This window comes from Rhizobium sp. CB3171 (genome assembly GCF_029714265.1).
GTDB lineage: Bacteria > Pseudomonadota > Alphaproteobacteria > Rhizobiales > Rhizobiaceae > Rhizobium.
On the sequence record NZ_CP121654.1, the window covers coordinates 316,901 to 331,817 of the forward strand.

General features: G+C 56.9%; 12 protein-coding genes. 10 read left to right on the forward strand and 2 right to left on the reverse strand.

The genetic code is table 11. The features are described 5' to 3' along the window. Nucleotides 1–254: 254 nt before the first annotated feature. Nucleotides 255–1,445, reverse strand: a complete 1,191-nt coding sequence (locus tag QA648_RS33505; protein ID WP_283054374.1) for a Xaa-Pro peptidase family protein — start codon at nucleotides 1,443–1,445, stop codon at nucleotides 255–257. Between the two features lie 546 nt (nucleotides 1,446–1,991). Here QA648_RS33505 and QA648_RS33510 point away from each other — a divergent pair. The 3 genes from QA648_RS33510 (at nucleotide 1,992) to QA648_RS33520 (ending at nucleotide 6,117) form a co-directional block, all read left to right on the forward strand. Further along, entirely contained in the window at nucleotides 1,992–3,095 is a 1,104-nt protein-coding gene (locus tag QA648_RS33510) for an ABC transporter substrate-binding protein (protein ID WP_283054375.1), read from the forward strand. 136 nt (nucleotides 3,096–3,231) lie between these two features. Further along, nucleotides 3,232–4,326, forward strand: coding sequence for an ABC transporter ATP-binding protein (locus tag QA648_RS33515; RefSeq protein WP_283054376.1), 1,095 nt, complete (start codon nucleotides 3,232–3,234; stop codon nucleotides 4,324–4,326). A gap of 18 nt (nucleotides 4,327–4,344) precedes the next feature. After that, a complete protein-coding gene (locus QA648_RS33520) occupies nucleotides 4,345–6,117 on the forward strand; it encodes an ABC transporter permease subunit (protein WP_283054377.1) in 1,773 nt (590 codons plus the stop codon). Nucleotides 6,118–6,436: 319 nt separating this feature from the next. Here QA648_RS33520 and QA648_RS33525 read toward each other — a convergent pair whose 3' ends face one another. Next, nucleotides 6,437–7,321 (reverse strand): MurR/RpiR family transcriptional regulator, encoded by an 885-nt coding sequence (locus QA648_RS33525; protein ID WP_283054378.1) that lies wholly within the window; start codon nucleotides 7,319–7,321, stop codon nucleotides 6,437–6,439. Nucleotides 7,322–7,555: 234 nt separating this feature from the next. Between QA648_RS33525 and QA648_RS33530 the strand changes: the two genes are divergently transcribed. The 7 genes from QA648_RS33530 (at nucleotide 7,556) to eutC (ending at nucleotide 14,803) form a co-directional block, all read left to right on the forward strand. Further along, nucleotides 7,556–8,881 (forward strand): aspartate aminotransferase family protein, encoded by a 1,326-nt coding sequence (locus tag QA648_RS33530; protein ID WP_283054759.1) that lies wholly within the window; start codon nucleotides 7,556–7,558, stop codon nucleotides 8,879–8,881. A gap of 13 nt (nucleotides 8,882–8,894) precedes the next feature. Then, complete coding sequence (locus tag QA648_RS33535; RefSeq protein WP_283054379.1) at nucleotides 8,895–9,431, forward strand: carboxymuconolactone decarboxylase family protein; 537 nt, start codon at nucleotides 8,895–8,897, stop codon at nucleotides 9,429–9,431. Between the two features lie 225 nt (nucleotides 9,432–9,656). Next, complete coding sequence (locus QA648_RS33540) at nucleotides 9,657–10,835, forward strand: Xaa-Pro peptidase family protein (protein ID WP_283054380.1); 1,179 nt, start codon at nucleotides 9,657–9,659, stop codon at nucleotides 10,833–10,835. 178 nt (nucleotides 10,836–11,013) lie between these two features. After that, the gene (locus QA648_RS33545; protein ID WP_283054381.1) at nucleotides 11,014–11,481 is read left to right on the forward strand and encodes an Lrp/AsnC family transcriptional regulator; all 468 of its coding nucleotides are present in this window, start codon (nucleotides 11,014–11,016) and stop codon (nucleotides 11,479–11,481) included. Nucleotides 11,482–11,615: 134 nt separating this feature from the next. Further along, entirely contained in the window at nucleotides 11,616–12,800 is a 1,185-nt protein-coding gene (locus QA648_RS33550; RefSeq protein ID WP_283054382.1) for a M20 family metallopeptidase, read from the forward strand. 27 nt (nucleotides 12,801–12,827) lie between these two features. Then, complete coding sequence (eutB, locus tag QA648_RS33555; protein ID WP_283054383.1) at nucleotides 12,828–13,817, forward strand: hydroxyectoine utilization dehydratase EutB; 990 nt, start codon at nucleotides 12,828–12,830, stop codon at nucleotides 13,815–13,817. Next, nucleotides 13,814–14,803 carry an ectoine utilization protein EutC gene (gene eutC / locus QA648_RS33560; protein WP_283054384.1) on the forward strand — a complete coding sequence of 330 codons (990 nt, stop codon included), beginning with the start codon at nucleotides 13,814–13,816 and terminating at the stop codon, nucleotides 14,801–14,803. Before eutB ends, eutC begins: the two co-directional genes overlap by 4 nt. The last annotated feature ends 114 nt before the right edge of the window (nucleotides 14,804–14,917 follow it).

Consider the following 14,917-nt stretch of genomic DNA (forward strand, 5'->3'; position numbering starts at 1 on the left):
ATTTGTTAGCGAGAGCGACCGCCACCAGCATAGGGGGCTTCTTGGTAGGCCTTTCGACGCGGCCCTTGGCGTTACGATCGATCAACGACCATGGCTCTCACTATTAGCAATCGCCATTATTTTATTGTCCGATCTTCAATATTCTTTCCCGAATGCTCTTGCCACCGCTCGACTGCAGCGATAGCGGAACGGTAAAGCGGCAAAATCGCGGCCAAGACTAGAGCTTTGATCGGTTGATCGCTCGAGACTGAGTGTCACAAAACCGTCTGGCTTCTTAGATCCTTGGGCGACTGCGTCAGCACTTCAGGCTTTTCCCCGATCACGACCGTATCGTCTTGTCGGAAGCCGCCAAGTCCATAAACATACAATCCGGGCTCGACCGAATAAACTTCGTTTTCGAGCAAGGCACGGTAATTGAATGCCATATCTCCGGGGTACTCGTGGCACAACAAGCCCATGCCGTGGCCTGTCCGGTGCATGATGTAGCTTCCAAATCCCGCTTTTTCGATTATCGCCTGCGCTGCTGCGTCTATTCCGGACACCGGTCTACCCGCCACAGCGGCTTCAATTCCAGCTTCATTTGCAGCGAGCGCGACCTCGAAGAAGCGTTCCTGCAGAGTATCTGGCTTGCCACAGAACCAGGTCCGCTCATTCTCCACGACCACTCCATTGATGCGCGGGATAATCAAGTTGATCATCACGTGTCCTTTTTCGAGGGTCGCACCGGATCGCTTGCCATCCCCGTGTGGAGCTGCCGACGGTGGACCTGAGATCGACCACAGGTCGAGCAAGGCAACGTCCTGCGCTGGAAAGCGTCGTGCGGCCTCCTGAGCGAACTCGGCTCCCATCATCATGTCCAGTTCCATCAGAAGCCGTCCTGGACGGATATTCTCCCGGTAGCGATCCTGTAACCAGTCGGTCAAGCCTGCTATTTCTCGCATGAGTGCGATCTCTTCGGGATGCTTCACCCAACGAAGCGAACGAAACTCTTGCGTCTTAATTAGAGGACGGGCCTCAGGTAGCAGCGCGAACGCCTTCTGCAATGGACCGCCGCCAACATCGGTCCCAATGCGACCTCTCCCGAGGCCTGCACTCCGTAGCTTTTCAGCAACCATCTCCGGCCATTCATGCACAAGATGCATTCGATTGGAGAGGACTGGATGCTCCGCATAGAAGCTTGTGTCGGATACCCAGAGGCGCCCGTCTTCGTGCGCATATCGCCAATTGTTGGTCGAAAGCTCATTCAGGACAACAAACGGCGCGCCGTTTCTCGGGACGACACACAGAATTGGCCGCTCCCACGTGGTGACATCCGTCTGGAAGTTGGTCGCGAACTGAAAGAATTCTGTGCTTGCGAAAGCGACAGCATCCAGGTTTTCGCGATCCATCAGCTCATTTAGTAGTTTGTACCGATACTCACGCACATCGTTGCCCAAGTATGCCATCTGACCTCTTCTCTGTTTCCTGAAAGCTTACCCGGAGTCTTCGACCGGCGGTTCGCTGAGTGAGTTGATACCGATCAGGAACCGCGTTCACGCAGCTGAATCAGCCTCTTTGAAATCGAATGAAACATATGAGTCACTGTTGTGTCAATGATCCAATTGGATCACGTAATGGGAAAGCCGTCCTCGGGACTAACGCGTCTGCAGGCGCTGCCGTAGGGCTTGGCGTCGGCAGCAGTGTTCGGCAGATGGTGAGCTGCGACGACTTAGGTCCACCTAAATAATACGCTTGATGCATATTGAGAATTATAAAACATTTGTTGCATTCCTTATCGCGTTGCGCTAGGAAATAGATGGTAGCGGTCGAGGAGGCCGCTGCCCGAACACTGCAATCGTTTATGCGCCACCTCTTTGGTGGAATGCGGGACCGAGTGTCGCAACGCAGGAACCCGCGTGCTTTGACCTGACATCGCCGGTCGTGTTCGCCGTAAGCTGATGAAGTGAGATCCCCTTGCGCCATGTGCAAGGGATTAAAAGAGGGAGAACGAGATGAGCATTCTGATAAATCGCCGGCAGTTCATGCAGGCTACTTCGACTGCAATTGCGGTAGGCGCGTTGGCTTCCGCGGCCGGCCGCGCAACGGCCGCCTCCACCGGCGAGCTCAAAGTCAACATGAGCGGCGGCAACTGGGGCGATGCGGTGATGAAGGCTTACGTAGAGCCCTTTGAGGCCGAGACCGGAGTCAAGGTGACGCGAGTCAATGCGGACTTCTCATCGACACAGATTGCGATGATGGTCGACACCAAAAACGTTTCGGCCGATGTCGTCAACCTTGGTCAAACCAATGTCGATCCACTCACTGCCAAGGGCTACCTTGAAAAGATCGATTATTCGATCTGGAAGAAGGAAGACCTTGAAGCAATCGCCGACAACTGGAGGCAACCAAACGGCTTCGCTTCGTACGTATACTCGGTGAATATGGTCTGGAACACGAAGAAGTTCCCGGCAGGAAAGCCCCGGCCGACCACCTGGGCGGAGTTCTGGGACGTCGAGAAGTTCCCTGGCGTTCGCTCCATCAATACCGGCGAATACGGGAGTGGTCCTTGGGAAGAAGCGTTGCTCGCGGATGGCGTTCCGATGGATAAGCTCTACCCGATGGATATCGACCGCGTGTTTGCAAGCTTGGATAAGATCAAGCCGCACATTCGCAAATGGTGGACGAGCGGGTCGGAAGTTCTGCAGATCATGCGAGACAACATCGCCGACATCGTGCAGTCCTATGACGCGCGCGCCCTTACCCTTATTGATGAAGGTGGGCCAATCGAGATCAACCGCAACCAGGCGAAGCTGACAACGGACTATTGGTGCATTCCGAAGGGCAGCCCAAATACCGAAAATGCTCAAAAATTTATTGCGCTAACAAGCCGCCCGGACCGACAGGCCGAGTTTGCAAAGCTGATCGCGCAGGGCCCGACGAACAAGAACGCCTTCAAATTGATTCCCGACGATAACGCCCGAAAACTGGCATCGCATCCCGACTACGAGGCCATCAGCTTCGCTATGAACGCCAAATGGTATGCCGAGGTTGGATCGGACGGAAAGTCGAACAAGGAGCGGCTCGTGCAGCGTTGGAACGAGTGGATTCTTCAGTAATCCTCTGTCCCCAACGATCTATCGGTGGCGCTCGTCCAGTCGGCTCCGGCCGTCAAAGACAGCGCCACCTCATCCCACTACCTGCCTTACGGGACTGCTTGCCGAAGTTGCTCATCGGTCCTGCCGGAGTATCGTAATGAACTTGAATCTGAAAAATCATCTTCCTGCCGAGGACGAAGTGTTGCAGAAACTTCCGGATGCCGCTCAAATCGAATTTCGCAATGTTACCAAGATGTATGGGGCCGTTGCTGCGGTTAAGGATATCTCCCTCTCTGTTTCGCGCGGCGAGTTCCTTACGATTCTTGGACCGAGCGGTTCTGGCAAAACGACAGCATTGATGCTGCTCGCCGGCTTCACGACGCCGACCGGAGGGGACATCCTCATTTCCGGCAAGTCCGTGTCCGAGGTCCCGTCTTACCGCCGCGACCAAGGCATTGTCTTCCAGAGCTATGCGCTTTTCCCGCACCTCACGGTGCATCGCAACTTGGAATTCCCCCTCGAAATGCGCGGCATCAAGGCCTCTGACCGATCGTCGCGGGTCAAAAGAATGCTTGAGCGCGTTCGCCTGGGTGAATTTGGCGAGCGCATGCCATCACAATTGAGTGGGGGCCAGCAACAACGCGTGGCCGTCGCGCGCGCCTTGATCGCAGATCCACCGATTTTGCTGCTGGATGAGCCGCTTGGCGCCCTCGATCGGAACCTGCGCGAGCAGATGCAAGTGGAAATCAAAGAGCTGCACAAGGAGTTCGGAAAAACGACCATCTGCGTCACCCACGATCAAGAAGAAGCACTTACGCTGTCGGACCGCATCGTTGTCATGCGCGCCGGTCAAATCGAGCAGATCGATACACCGGAGGCCTTGTACGATCGCCCCAAAACGCGCTTTGTCGCCAACTTCCTGGGAGAAGCAAATATCCTCGAAAGCGTTGATTTCAAAGTTGAATCGGACGTTGTTCCTTCTTCCGGTATGGTTTCAATGCTGCGGCCTGAGCGCGTTTGCGTCAGCGCGCCTTCAGCAGCAAGGCGCGCAGATGCCGATCAAAGACAGTCCGTCTCGGGGATTGTTGACGATATGATCTACGCCGGTCCCTTGAGGAAGTACCGGGTACGGGTTGGGAACGCGACGCTGATCGCGCGCGAACATGTCGCATCGGGCCAGCAGGTCTTCCGTCCGGGCGAAGAGGTTCGTCTTGATTGGCTTCGGTCCGACATCCGGTTTGTCGCTGCATAAAGCGGAAGGACAGCATCTATGACGACACTTCAGAGAATCCGGTCCACGCCGATGTTGCTTACTTTGCCAGCGTTCGCTGTGCTGTTTGCGATTTTCGGCATACCCATGCTCCTTCTTTTCGCGACCAGCCTGAATGCGCCCAACCTCTCTCTTGTGAATTATGTCGCCTTTTTCGAACAGCGCTCATTTGTCCTGATCCTGATTCAGACGTTCAAGATTAGCTTCATAGCCACGGCGCTTTGTTTGATTATCGGCTACCCGACGGCCTACTTGATTACGATCGCCGGCCGTGCACGACCAATCCTCCTGGTGCTTGTTTTCCTGCCTTGGTTGACGAGTGCTCTGGTTCGGACCTACGCATGGACTGTCGTCTTGGGTGATAGTGGATTGATCAACCGCGTGTTGCTCAATTCGGGCATAATCGACAGCCCATTGTCCCTCATCTATAATCGTTTCGCTGTCTATGTTGGTATGGTGCACATCATGTTGCCCATGATGATCTTGCCGATCGTCAGCGTGATGATGAGCATCGATACTTCCTTGATGGCAGCTGCTCGCAGCATGGGTGCAAAGCCGTTCACCGCCTTCCTCCGGGTCTTCGTACCACTTAGTATCCCGGGCGTTCGAAGCGGCTGCATACTGGTTTTTGTTGTTTGCCTTGGCTTTTACATCACGCCCCAAGCACTGGGCGGCTTGGGCGACACCATGCTTTCAACCCTCATCAACTCCCAGCTTACAACATCGTTGAACATGGCGGCGACTGCCGCGGCAGCCTTTATACTGTTGGCGATGGCGCTCGCGGTTCTTTCTGTGGCGGGCGTCAATCTCGCCGGCGCACATGGACAGGCTGCATCAAGCGAGCAGAATGTCCGCCGACGTAAACTGCCTTCATTCGACAAGGCGTCCCGTTATCTCAACGAGTTTCTCGTCCCGTATCGGGCGCGACGCTGGGCAGCAAAGCTCCATCAAGCGCAGCGGGAAACCCCATGGTCGAAGATCGCGGGAGCTACATTCCTTGCCCTCGTTGTCATCTATCTGTTGGCGCCCGGTTTCATAGTCATCATCGTCTCGTTCAATGCAGGCGAGTTCCTCGAATTTCCGCCCAAGGCTGTTTCGCTCAGATGGTACTATTCCTTCTTCAACGACCCCTCGTGGATCGGTGCATTGCGGAACAGCTTCCAATTCGGCGTAATTGTCAGCGTCGTATCCACCATAGTCGGCACACTGGCAGCATTTGGCCTCAGCCGGTGCTCGTCGCGGTTGCGCTCGGGTCTTACCATGGTGATCCTGACGCCGATCACCTTTCCCATCATTGTTGTTGGTGTTGCCGTCTACACCGGACTGGCCAAACTAGGGCTGGTTGGAACGAATACAGGGATCATCCTGGGCCAGACGATCGGAGCCATCGGCTATGTCGTTGTCATCGTCCTGGCGACACTCGCAGGGTTCGACAGGAGGCTGGAACAGGCGGCAATGAGCATGCGCGCCGGGCCGACACAGACCTTCATGCGGGTTACACTCCCGTTGATCCGCTCGGGTATCATCGGCGGCGCGTTGTTCGCGTTCCTGGCTTCTTTCGACGAGGTCATCATCACGTCGTTTGTAAGCGGCTATGCGATCCCGACATTGCCACTGAAAATGCTGGAAAACCTGAAGCAGCAACTTGACCCGACGATCGCTGCCGTTGGCGCTTTGTTGACAATGTTGCCAATCGTCTGGCTGGTTGCGCTTTATTTCACGCTCTGGCGTGGAAGAGGGGCGTTGAAGAGCGCTCCGGTCGCTGCGACCTGAGGCATCACGCGCATGCCGGCTCCGTTGCTCGCGGCCGTGAAACCAATTGCCTGTCCCGGAGCGAACTGGGACAGGCTCTTTGCTCGCAGACGCTCCATGCATTGACAGCGTAACGGATCTCATCCGTCCATTGTGGTCCGACCCGACGGTGCCAATGTGACTTTCTCGGCAGGCTCTGAGCTCATTGACGCATTCAGACGTCATGCGCCAGGTGCTGAGTGGACATCGACGGATGTCCGAGAGACGTCAATCGCAGTGGCCGAGGTGGGGAGTTGCTCGAAGACGGCCACTGCGCGAGTAGCCGGCCTCGTCAATGTCGCTAAATCTTTCGTCGCGGAATGGACGTCGCATACGTGTTCAGCGCGGAAAGATGGCGGTCGGCGAGCTTCAACTCTTTCAACGCCGCCGCACGGTCTCGGCTCGCCAGTAGACCACATAAAACTTCAGAGACGGCCAGCGCCGGCGCCAGCGTGTGAAAGAATGTTTGGCTTTCAGTCGGGAAGAAGACAACGTGCTCGGCAATCGTCACTAGGGGAGACACTTCGCTGTCGGTGATCGCCAGGATGGGCAGCCCCTTCTCACGAGCGGCCTCGGCAAGCTCAAGCGTCTGAAGCGAATAAGGATTGATGGAAATCGCCAAAAGCACGTCCTCATGAGTTGCGCGGATGAGGGGGTCGCCGCTTGTTCCCGCGGGACCATCCAAGTGGACAGTTTTTTCGCCGAGCAAGGTCATGACGTAGTGGAAATGCCACGCCACCGAGTGGCAAGAGCGCAAGCCGAGCACGAAAATCCGCCTGGCTTTTGCCAAGTGGTCTGCCATTGTATCCAAACGCGAAATCGTATCAGGGTCGCGGAGCCGATCGATCTGCGCCGAGAGACCTTGGAGCATCCTATAAGCCAAGCCCTCACCATTCGCTGCCCCTTCATCTCTTTGTAAAGCCCGGGCCGCAAAGCCGTCGGCGCTCACCCTGATGACGTCGGCGTGCTGCTCTCGGAAATCTTCATATCCTGAGAATTCAAGAAACTTCGCCAACCGCGTCATTGTCGATGGCTGAACACCGGCATTGCGCGCGAGTTCGCGCATCGAAACGAGCGCCACCTCCTGAGGATGTTCCAATATGTGTCGAGCCGCTTGCTGCAACTGCTCGGACATGTCGTCGAATCGCTCGATGATCCGAGCGTGTAATGGGCCCTTTTGCAACATTTGCCTCACATACGATGTCATAATTCACCTGGACCATCTCTCTCTGGAACTAAAAAGTCAAACAGCCGGCGGCTATCTCACATCACAACCGCTCTAAAAACACTGACCTGAGAGCAGGAAAACAAATGCATCAAAACACGATTTATAAAACAGTTGTTGCATATTTTCGCAAAACCTGCAAATCAATGGATGGAAACGTTCGAAAGCCGGACGGATAAGCACCCCGAGATGACCATGACCAAAATTCTCCATCGAACGATCGGAACAACTCTGCCAACCGCGGTCGCGGGGGAGGGCATCTACGTCGTGGATAGCGAGGGCAGGAGCTACCTGGATGGGTCGGGGGGCGCCGCAGTCAGTTGCCTCGGGCACAATCATCCAGAAGTTCTGGACGCAATGAAGGTACAGATGGGGCGGATCAGCTACGCCCACACGTCGTTCTTCACGACCGATGTCGCCGAGCGGCTTGCCGAGCAATTGGTCGAACTTGCGCCCGAAGGCCTCGATTATGTCTATCTGGTGTCTGGCGGTTCGGAGGCTGTAGAGGCCGCTCTCAAAATGGCGCGCCAGTATTTTGTCGAAGTCGGGCAGCCGCAGCGGCGCCACATCATCGCACGTCGGCAGAGCTATCACGGCAATACGATCGGTGCCTTGGCAACAGGCGGCAATGCCTGGCGCCGTGCCCAGTTCAAGCCAATCTTGCCTGAAACGCATCATGTTTCTCCCTGCTATGCCTACCGCGACCTGAAGGTGGGCGAAACGCCGGAGGCTTATGCCGAGCGTCTTGCTGTGGAGTTGGAAGACAAGGTTCTTGAACTTGGCGCGGACCAGGTCATGGCTTTCGTCGCCGAGCCGGTGGTCGGTGCGACGCTGGGCGCCGTTGGCCCGGTTGCGGACTATTTCAAGCGGGTTCGGCAGGTGTGCGACAAGTATGGCATCTTGCTTATCCTCGACGAGGTCATGTGCGGAATGGGGCGTACCGGCACAATCTTCGCTATGGAGCAGGAAGGCATTGTCGCGGATCTGGTCACGATTGCGAAGGGACTGGGCGGAGGCTTTCAGCCGATTGGGGCGGTATTGCTCTCCGAAAAGATCTACCGTGCGTTCGCCGACGGGTCTGGTCTGTTCCAGCATGGGCATACCTATATCGGGCATCCGATCGCAGCAGCGGCAGCCAGTAAGGTGGTTGAAATAATCACGCGCCCGGACATGATGGCAAACGTCATCCGGATGGGCGATCGCCTCCAGGCCGGGCTCGATGAAGCGCTTGGACAGTCGCCCTATGTCGGCGACATCCGTGGCCGCGGTCTTTTCCGCGGCGTCGAGATCGTCGCCGACAAAGACACCAAACAACCCTTCGACCCGGCCCGCAAGATGCATTCCCGGATCAAGAAGGAAGCCATGCGTAGAGGCCTGATGTGCTACCCAATGGGCGGTACGATCGACGGCGCGCAGGGCGACCATGTGCTGCTGGCGCCGCCGTATATCATTCAACCCAATGAGGTCGACTTGATTGTCGAACGGCTTTCCGACGCCATCCGCGCCGCTGTAGCAGACTGAGGGTTTTCTCCAAATGACGACATCATCCTGCCCGCCAATCTCAGACGACATGTGGCCCGCAGACATTGCGGATATGAAAGCTGGCTTTGCGGGCGCCCTCAATGTCTATCGCACCATGGCTCATCACCCCGCGCTCCTGAGAGCGTGGGCGCCGCTGCGGCAGCATGTCGTCAAGGAAAGCGCGTTGGGCGCTGTCCGGTCCGAGCTGGTCATTCTGCGCGCGGCACATCGGATGGGGTCCGCATACGAATGGGCCCATCACGTCAGCCGCGCCCGTGCTCTTGGTATTGCGGATGTACGCATACGGGCCATGGCTGGCGCTCCGGATGGAGAGGATGGCCTAATTGCCGCTGCTGTCGACGCGCTCTTTGATGAACGGCGTCTGCCTTCTCACATTGAGCGGGCGATTTCTTCCACCATGGGAGAGCGAGCCGTCTTTGACCTGATGGCGACCGTCGGCTTCTACTCCGTACTCGGTTACATTCTCATGACCTTCGATACCCCAATCGATGAAAACGTAGCTCGTGAGTTCGCAACGCATCCGCTTTGAGCGATCGGATATTGGATAACCTGATCCCAGATTTCCGCCGATACATTCGTGCCACAAGGAAGAAAATAAAACGATTGTTGCACGACAGTATTGATTCCTGTATCATGATTTCGACAGCGGCGCTCGACGATCGACTAGTGGGCAAGCGGCACAGAGACGCAAACTCTGGCCCGTGTTCACTCTCCCTAGTCGAGGGATCCCATTATTTCGTACCTGGAGAATGACGTGATAAAGGAACTGCATTTCGAAATTAGTGAATTCCGGGCGCGCCTCGCAGCCGTTAAGGCGGAAATGGCGAAGAGAGGGATCGATTTCCTGCTTCTCTCGGAACCACCTAATCAGAACTACCTTACCGGCTATAATGCATATTCCTTCTATACGCCCCAAATGGTGATTGTGGCTCAGAACCATGCAGAACCGATTTGGATCGGTCGTTTCATGGACCGCGTTTCGGCCTCGATGACGACCTATTTGTCCGAGGACAACATCCGGGCCTACCCCGACACTTATGTTCAATCGCCAACGCTGTCAGCCTATACCTTCATGGCCGATATCGTGAAGGAGCTCGGCGGCGAAAAGGCGCGTATCGGCGTAGAAATGGGGGGCTACTACTATCCTGCTCGCGGCCACGCCGACCTGACCCAGGCACTGCCCAATGCCAAGTTCGTCGACGCCGACCTTCTGGTGGGATGGATCCGCCTCGTGAAGAGCCCGGCCGAAGTCGCCATCATGCGTCAAGCTGGCCAACTTGCAGATGCCGCCATGACGCGCGTCATTGATACGGTGCGCGCCGGGGTTCGTGAGTGCGATATTGCGGCTGCGATCTATCACCAGCAGATTTCTGGCACACCTGAGTTCGGTGGTGATTATCCCTGTTGCCCTCCGGATCTCTGCATTGGCGAGCGCTCGATCGCACCACATGCCGCCTGGACGGACGACCCCCTGCCGGAGTCTACCGTTGTCAATCTCGAACTGAACGGATGCCGACATCGCTACCAGGTCAATCTGGCGCGCACGATCGTCGTCGGCCAGCCGTCATCCGCTTTCTTGAACCTCTCGGAAATTGCTGTTGAGGCCTTGAACGCCGGGCTGGAAGCGGTTCGACCCGGTCGCACCTGCTCGGAGGTTGACGGCGATTTCCGGAAGTCTCTTGCCCGCCACGGCATCGAGAAAGAGTCCCGCATCGGTTATCCGACCGGCATCGGGTTCCCTCCGGCCTCTGGCGAACGCACCGCTAGTATTCGCAAGGGCGACGAAACCGTACTCAAGCCGGGTATGGTGTTCCACATGATGCCTGGTCTGTGGCTCGACAATGTCGGGATCACGATCACTCAGAGCTTTGCGGTCTCCGACGCGGGTTACGAGCCCCTGACGAAGACTCCGCGCAAGCTCTTCTTCAAATAGAGACTGAATTCGGTGCATACTCGTCTGATTCCAGTATGGCTTGCTCGTTTCCGAAATGGTGTGACCCAGTTCGGACGAGTATCTGCGCCGGAAACCGAGAAGCAACCGACATGCGAGGCCGTATCGGCGTTGCAGGCTCCGCACGGGCTCCCCAGATTGCTGTTCGGGGAGGTAGGTGATGGTTGAACTCGATCGCGCCGACATTGCGCTTCTCCAAGCCGTTCAGAAAAACAACCGCCTGACCTCTGAAGAACTCGCGGGGATGGTCCACCTCTCGCCGACGGCATGCCAACGGCGCTTGAGAAGGTTACGCAACGAGGGCGTAATCGAGGGAGACGTCTCCATCGTCTCGCCCAAGGCAGTGGGACGACATATCACCATGATCGTCATGGTGTCCCTTGAACGGGAAAGGGCCGACATCGTCGATCGTTTCAAGGCGGCGATACGAAATACGCGTGAGGTAATGATGGGCTTCTACGTAACGGGAGATGCCGACTTCATGCTCGTGATCACCGCAAAAGACATGCAGGATTACGAGCACTTCACGCGTCGGTTCTTCTATGAAAACGCGGATATCAAAGGCTTCAAGACCATGGTTGTGATGGACCGTCTTAAGGCAAGCTTCGCTATCCCACTCGAGGCGTAGGTCGCGGCGACCGAAGCCAGCGTCCATTTATGCAGGAACCCTGCGTGATGTGCATTCAAATCGACGAGCCGCGCAGCTCCGCTGCTGCTAGCTGCGACAATACAGACACCATGACGAATGACCAGGAGACCACCATGAACGCCACTACGAACAACTTCCTCTCCGAGGTCGAGCGTAATGCAGTCATCGAGATGCGGCACGCCATGCATCGCGAGCCCGAACTTTCCAACAACGAGTGGAAGACCCAGAAACGGATCATCGAGACCTTGGCTGCCTTCGGCCTTACCGAAGCAAAGACGTTCCACAAGACCGGCGTCTATGTCGATATCCAGGGTTTGGCTCCAGGCGCAAATCGTTCGATCGCAATGCGTGGAGACATCGATGCGCTTCCCATTCAGGAAGCCCGCGACGACCTAGCGTATCGGTCGCAAGTGCCAGGCGTCATGCACGCGTGCGGTCACGACATGCATGGCTCAATCGCCTTGGGAGCGGCGCTCGCCTTCCATCGCATGCGCGAAAATTTCTCAGGAAGGCTGCGGGTCTTCTTTCAGCCTGCGGAAGAAGCAGAACCACTTGGTGGCCGGACTGTCGTTGAAGAGGACTTGCTGGACGGGTTCGACGCTGCAGTGGGATTTCATGTCCGAACTGACATCCCAGCCGGCTCCTATGGAGCGCGTGCCGGCGCCGTAACAAAGTCGGCGGATCAGTTCTCGCTCGAATTTTTCGGAACGATGGCGCACGGCGCCAAGCCTCACTTGGGCGTGGACGCGATCGCGATAGCAGGCGCCTTTATCAACGAAGTTCAGAAGGTGGTGTCGCGCGAAATGCCGGTTGATGATGGCGCTGTCGTTACGATCGGCACGATCCACGGTGGGGAAGCGACGAACATAATCTGCCCCTCGGTCACAATGACCGGAACAATCCGGACAAGCAGTCCCGAGAGGAGAAAGTTGCTGGTTCAACGGGTGCGCGAAATTGCCGAGGGCGTTGCTGCGATCCATCGGGGCCGGGCTGAATTTAGCTCACACGCGGGCGAGCCTCCTGTGGTCAACGACAGCTCAATGGTCGAGCGGTTCAAGCAGATCGTCGTGCAGTCCGATGGCGAGGACAGATATGTCGAGGGTTCGGCAAGCTCCGGCAGCGATGACTTTGGTTTTTACTCCAGCTGCGTCCCGTCAATCTATTTCTGGTTCGGCAGCAAGGAGCCGGGAAACGAGTCCGGCGTCCATACGCCGACGTTCGGGGTGTCCGACCAGACCCTCGTGCCGACAACCGAACTGGCGATCCGCTACTGCTGGGAACTGTTTCAGAGCGCGTAACGAGCGGCGTGCGGAGGGAGGACTTTGATGATTGATCTCAATGACATTGAAGGCGCAAAAAGGCGTATCAAAGACCACATACTTACTACGCCGCTCACGCACTCTCCGTCCCTGTCGAACCACTGCACTGTGCCTGTTTATCTAAAGCTTGAGCACCACCAGACGACGGGCAGTTTCAAGTTGCGCGGCGCCTTCAATGCCATTCTTCAACTGTCCGAAGGCGAGCGGGCACGCGGCGTTGTGGCCGCGTCGACGGGCAATCACGGTCGTGCTCTATCGTTCGCTGCCAACACCTGCGGTGTGACGGCAACGATCTGCATGTCAAACCTGGTCCCCGAAAATAAGGTCTCGGAGATTCGCAGGCTGGGCGCCGAGGTCCGTATCGTCGGAAAATCCCAGGATGACGCTCAGGAAGAGGCCGAGAGATTGGCGGGCGAGGGACGGTGCCTCGTCCCGCCGTTCGATCACCCGGCAATCATCGCCGGCCAAGGTACGCTAGGGCTAGAAATCCTCGAAGCGCTGCCGGACGTGGCAACCGTGCTTATCCAGCTTTCGGGCGGCGGTCTGGCCTCTGGCGTGGCGGCAGCAGTGAAAAGCCATCGGCCGGATGTGCGGATTATCGGGCTCACGATGGATCGCGGAGCCGCGATGAAGGCAAGCCTCGATGCAGGTCGCCCGGTGCATGTTGATGAGTTTGAAAGTCTGGCGGATTCGCTCGGCGGCGGGATTGGTCTCGCCAATCAATGGACTTTTTCCATGTGCCGCGAGCTGTTGGACGATGTCATTTTGTTGAGCGAAGCCGAAATAGCGGCTGGCATCCGACATGCATATCTCCAGGAGCGCGAAATCGTCGAAGGCGCAGGGGCGATTGGCATCGCGGCGCTCCTAGCGAACAAAGTGCGCAACCTTCACGGACCCGTCGTGATTGTGCTGTCGGGCCGCAACATCGATATGAATCTACATCGTCGCGTCGTGGGCGATGAGACAGCAGATATTCTTCCGAGGACCGCGTCATGAAATCAATGACTATTTTGACTGAACGGCAACTGAGAGATCTGGTGACTCTTGATCTGGAGGCTGTGCGTTGTGTGGAAGAGGCATTTCGCACGCTTGCAACAAAAAAAGTGGTGATGCCGCCAATTCTTCGCCTCGATATTTTGGAGCATCGCGGTGAGGTCGACGTCAAGACGGCCTACGTACCTGGTCTCGATGGCTTCGCCATCAAGATCAGCCCCGGCTTTTTCGGCAATCCGGAAATTGGCTTACCGAGTACAAACGGCCTGATGGTTTTGCTGTCAAGCAAGACCGGTTTGGTTCAGGCATTGTTGCTGGATAATGGCTATCTCACCGATGTTCGCACAGCCGCGGCAGGTGCCGTGGCTGCAATGCACCTCGCCCGCAAAGACGCGTCGGTGGCTGCTGTCTTTGGCGCTGGTATGCAGGCGCGCCTGCAATTGCAGGCGCTCATGCTGGTCCGACAAATTCGTGAGGCGCGGATCTGGGCGCGTGACGCTTCCAAAGCCGAGAAGACGGCCCGAGAACTGTCTGACCAATTGGGCATCAGTGTCATCGCTTGCGATAGCCGGGAAGCTGCCGTTACCGGTGCGCATGTGATCATCACCACAACGCCGGCTGATCGACCGATCCTAGAAGCTCGATGGCTCGAACAAGGACAGCACATCACGGCGATGGGCTCCGATGCCGAACACAAGAACGAAGTAGAGGCCGAGGCTATTGCGCGCGCCGATCTCTACGTGGCTGACAGCCTCGCTCAGACGCGACGCCTTGGTGAGTTGCATCACGCAATCGAGGCCGGGGCTGTCGCGGAAGATCGTGCCCTTCGCGAACTCGGCCAGATTGTTGCGGGTGCTGTGGCCGGACGCACCGACGATCGCCAGATCACGATCGCCGATCTGACAGGGACGGGTATTCAAGACACTGCCATTGCAAATCTTGCTTTCGCAAGAGCGCTGGCCATCAAAGCCGGAACCACCATCGACTGATGACGTGCCGGAAGTCTGGGCCGGCAAACTGAAGTCGGGGGCCGCCTGGACGTGAGGCGCGGTCGAGCACGTTCACACGTCTTACGATACTCGCGTTGACCAAACCCATTCGAA

Excerpts from the sequence above, each read along its gene's own strand:
- QA648_RS33515 (WP_283054376.1), top strand. The coding sequence starts at position 3,232 with ATGAACTTGAATCTGAAAAATCATCTTCCTGCCGAGGACGAAGTGTTG.
- QA648_RS33550 (WP_283054382.1), top strand. The coding sequence starts at position 11,616 with ATGAACGCCACTACGAACAACTTCCTCTCCGAGGTCGAGCGTAATGCA.
- QA648_RS33510 (WP_283054375.1), top strand. The coding sequence starts at position 1,992 with ATGAGCATTCTGATAAATCGCCGGCAGTTCATGCAGGCTACTTCGACT.
- QA648_RS33505 (WP_283054374.1), bottom strand. The coding sequence starts at position 1,445 with ATGGCATACTTGGGCAACGATGTGCGTGAGTATCGGTACAAACTACTA.
- eutB (WP_283054383.1), top strand. The coding sequence starts at position 12,828 with ATGATTGATCTCAATGACATTGAAGGCGCAAAAAGGCGTATCAAAGAC.
- eutC (WP_283054384.1), top strand. The coding sequence starts at position 13,814 with ATGAAATCAATGACTATTTTGACTGAACGGCAACTGAGAGATCTGGTG.
- QA648_RS33535 (WP_283054379.1), top strand. The coding sequence starts at position 8,895 with ATGACGACATCATCCTGCCCGCCAATCTCAGACGACATGTGGCCCGCA.
- QA648_RS33520 (WP_283054377.1), top strand. The coding sequence starts at position 4,345 with ATGACGACACTTCAGAGAATCCGGTCCACGCCGATGTTGCTTACTTTG.
- QA648_RS33530 (WP_283054759.1), top strand. The coding sequence starts at position 7,556 with ATGACCAAAATTCTCCATCGAACGATCGGAACAACTCTGCCAACCGCG.
- QA648_RS33545 (WP_283054381.1), top strand. The coding sequence starts at position 11,014 with ATGGTTGAACTCGATCGCGCCGACATTGCGCTTCTCCAAGCCGTTCAG.
- QA648_RS33525 (WP_283054378.1), bottom strand. The coding sequence starts at position 7,321 with ATGTTGCAAAAGGGCCCATTACACGCTCGGATCATCGAGCGATTCGAC.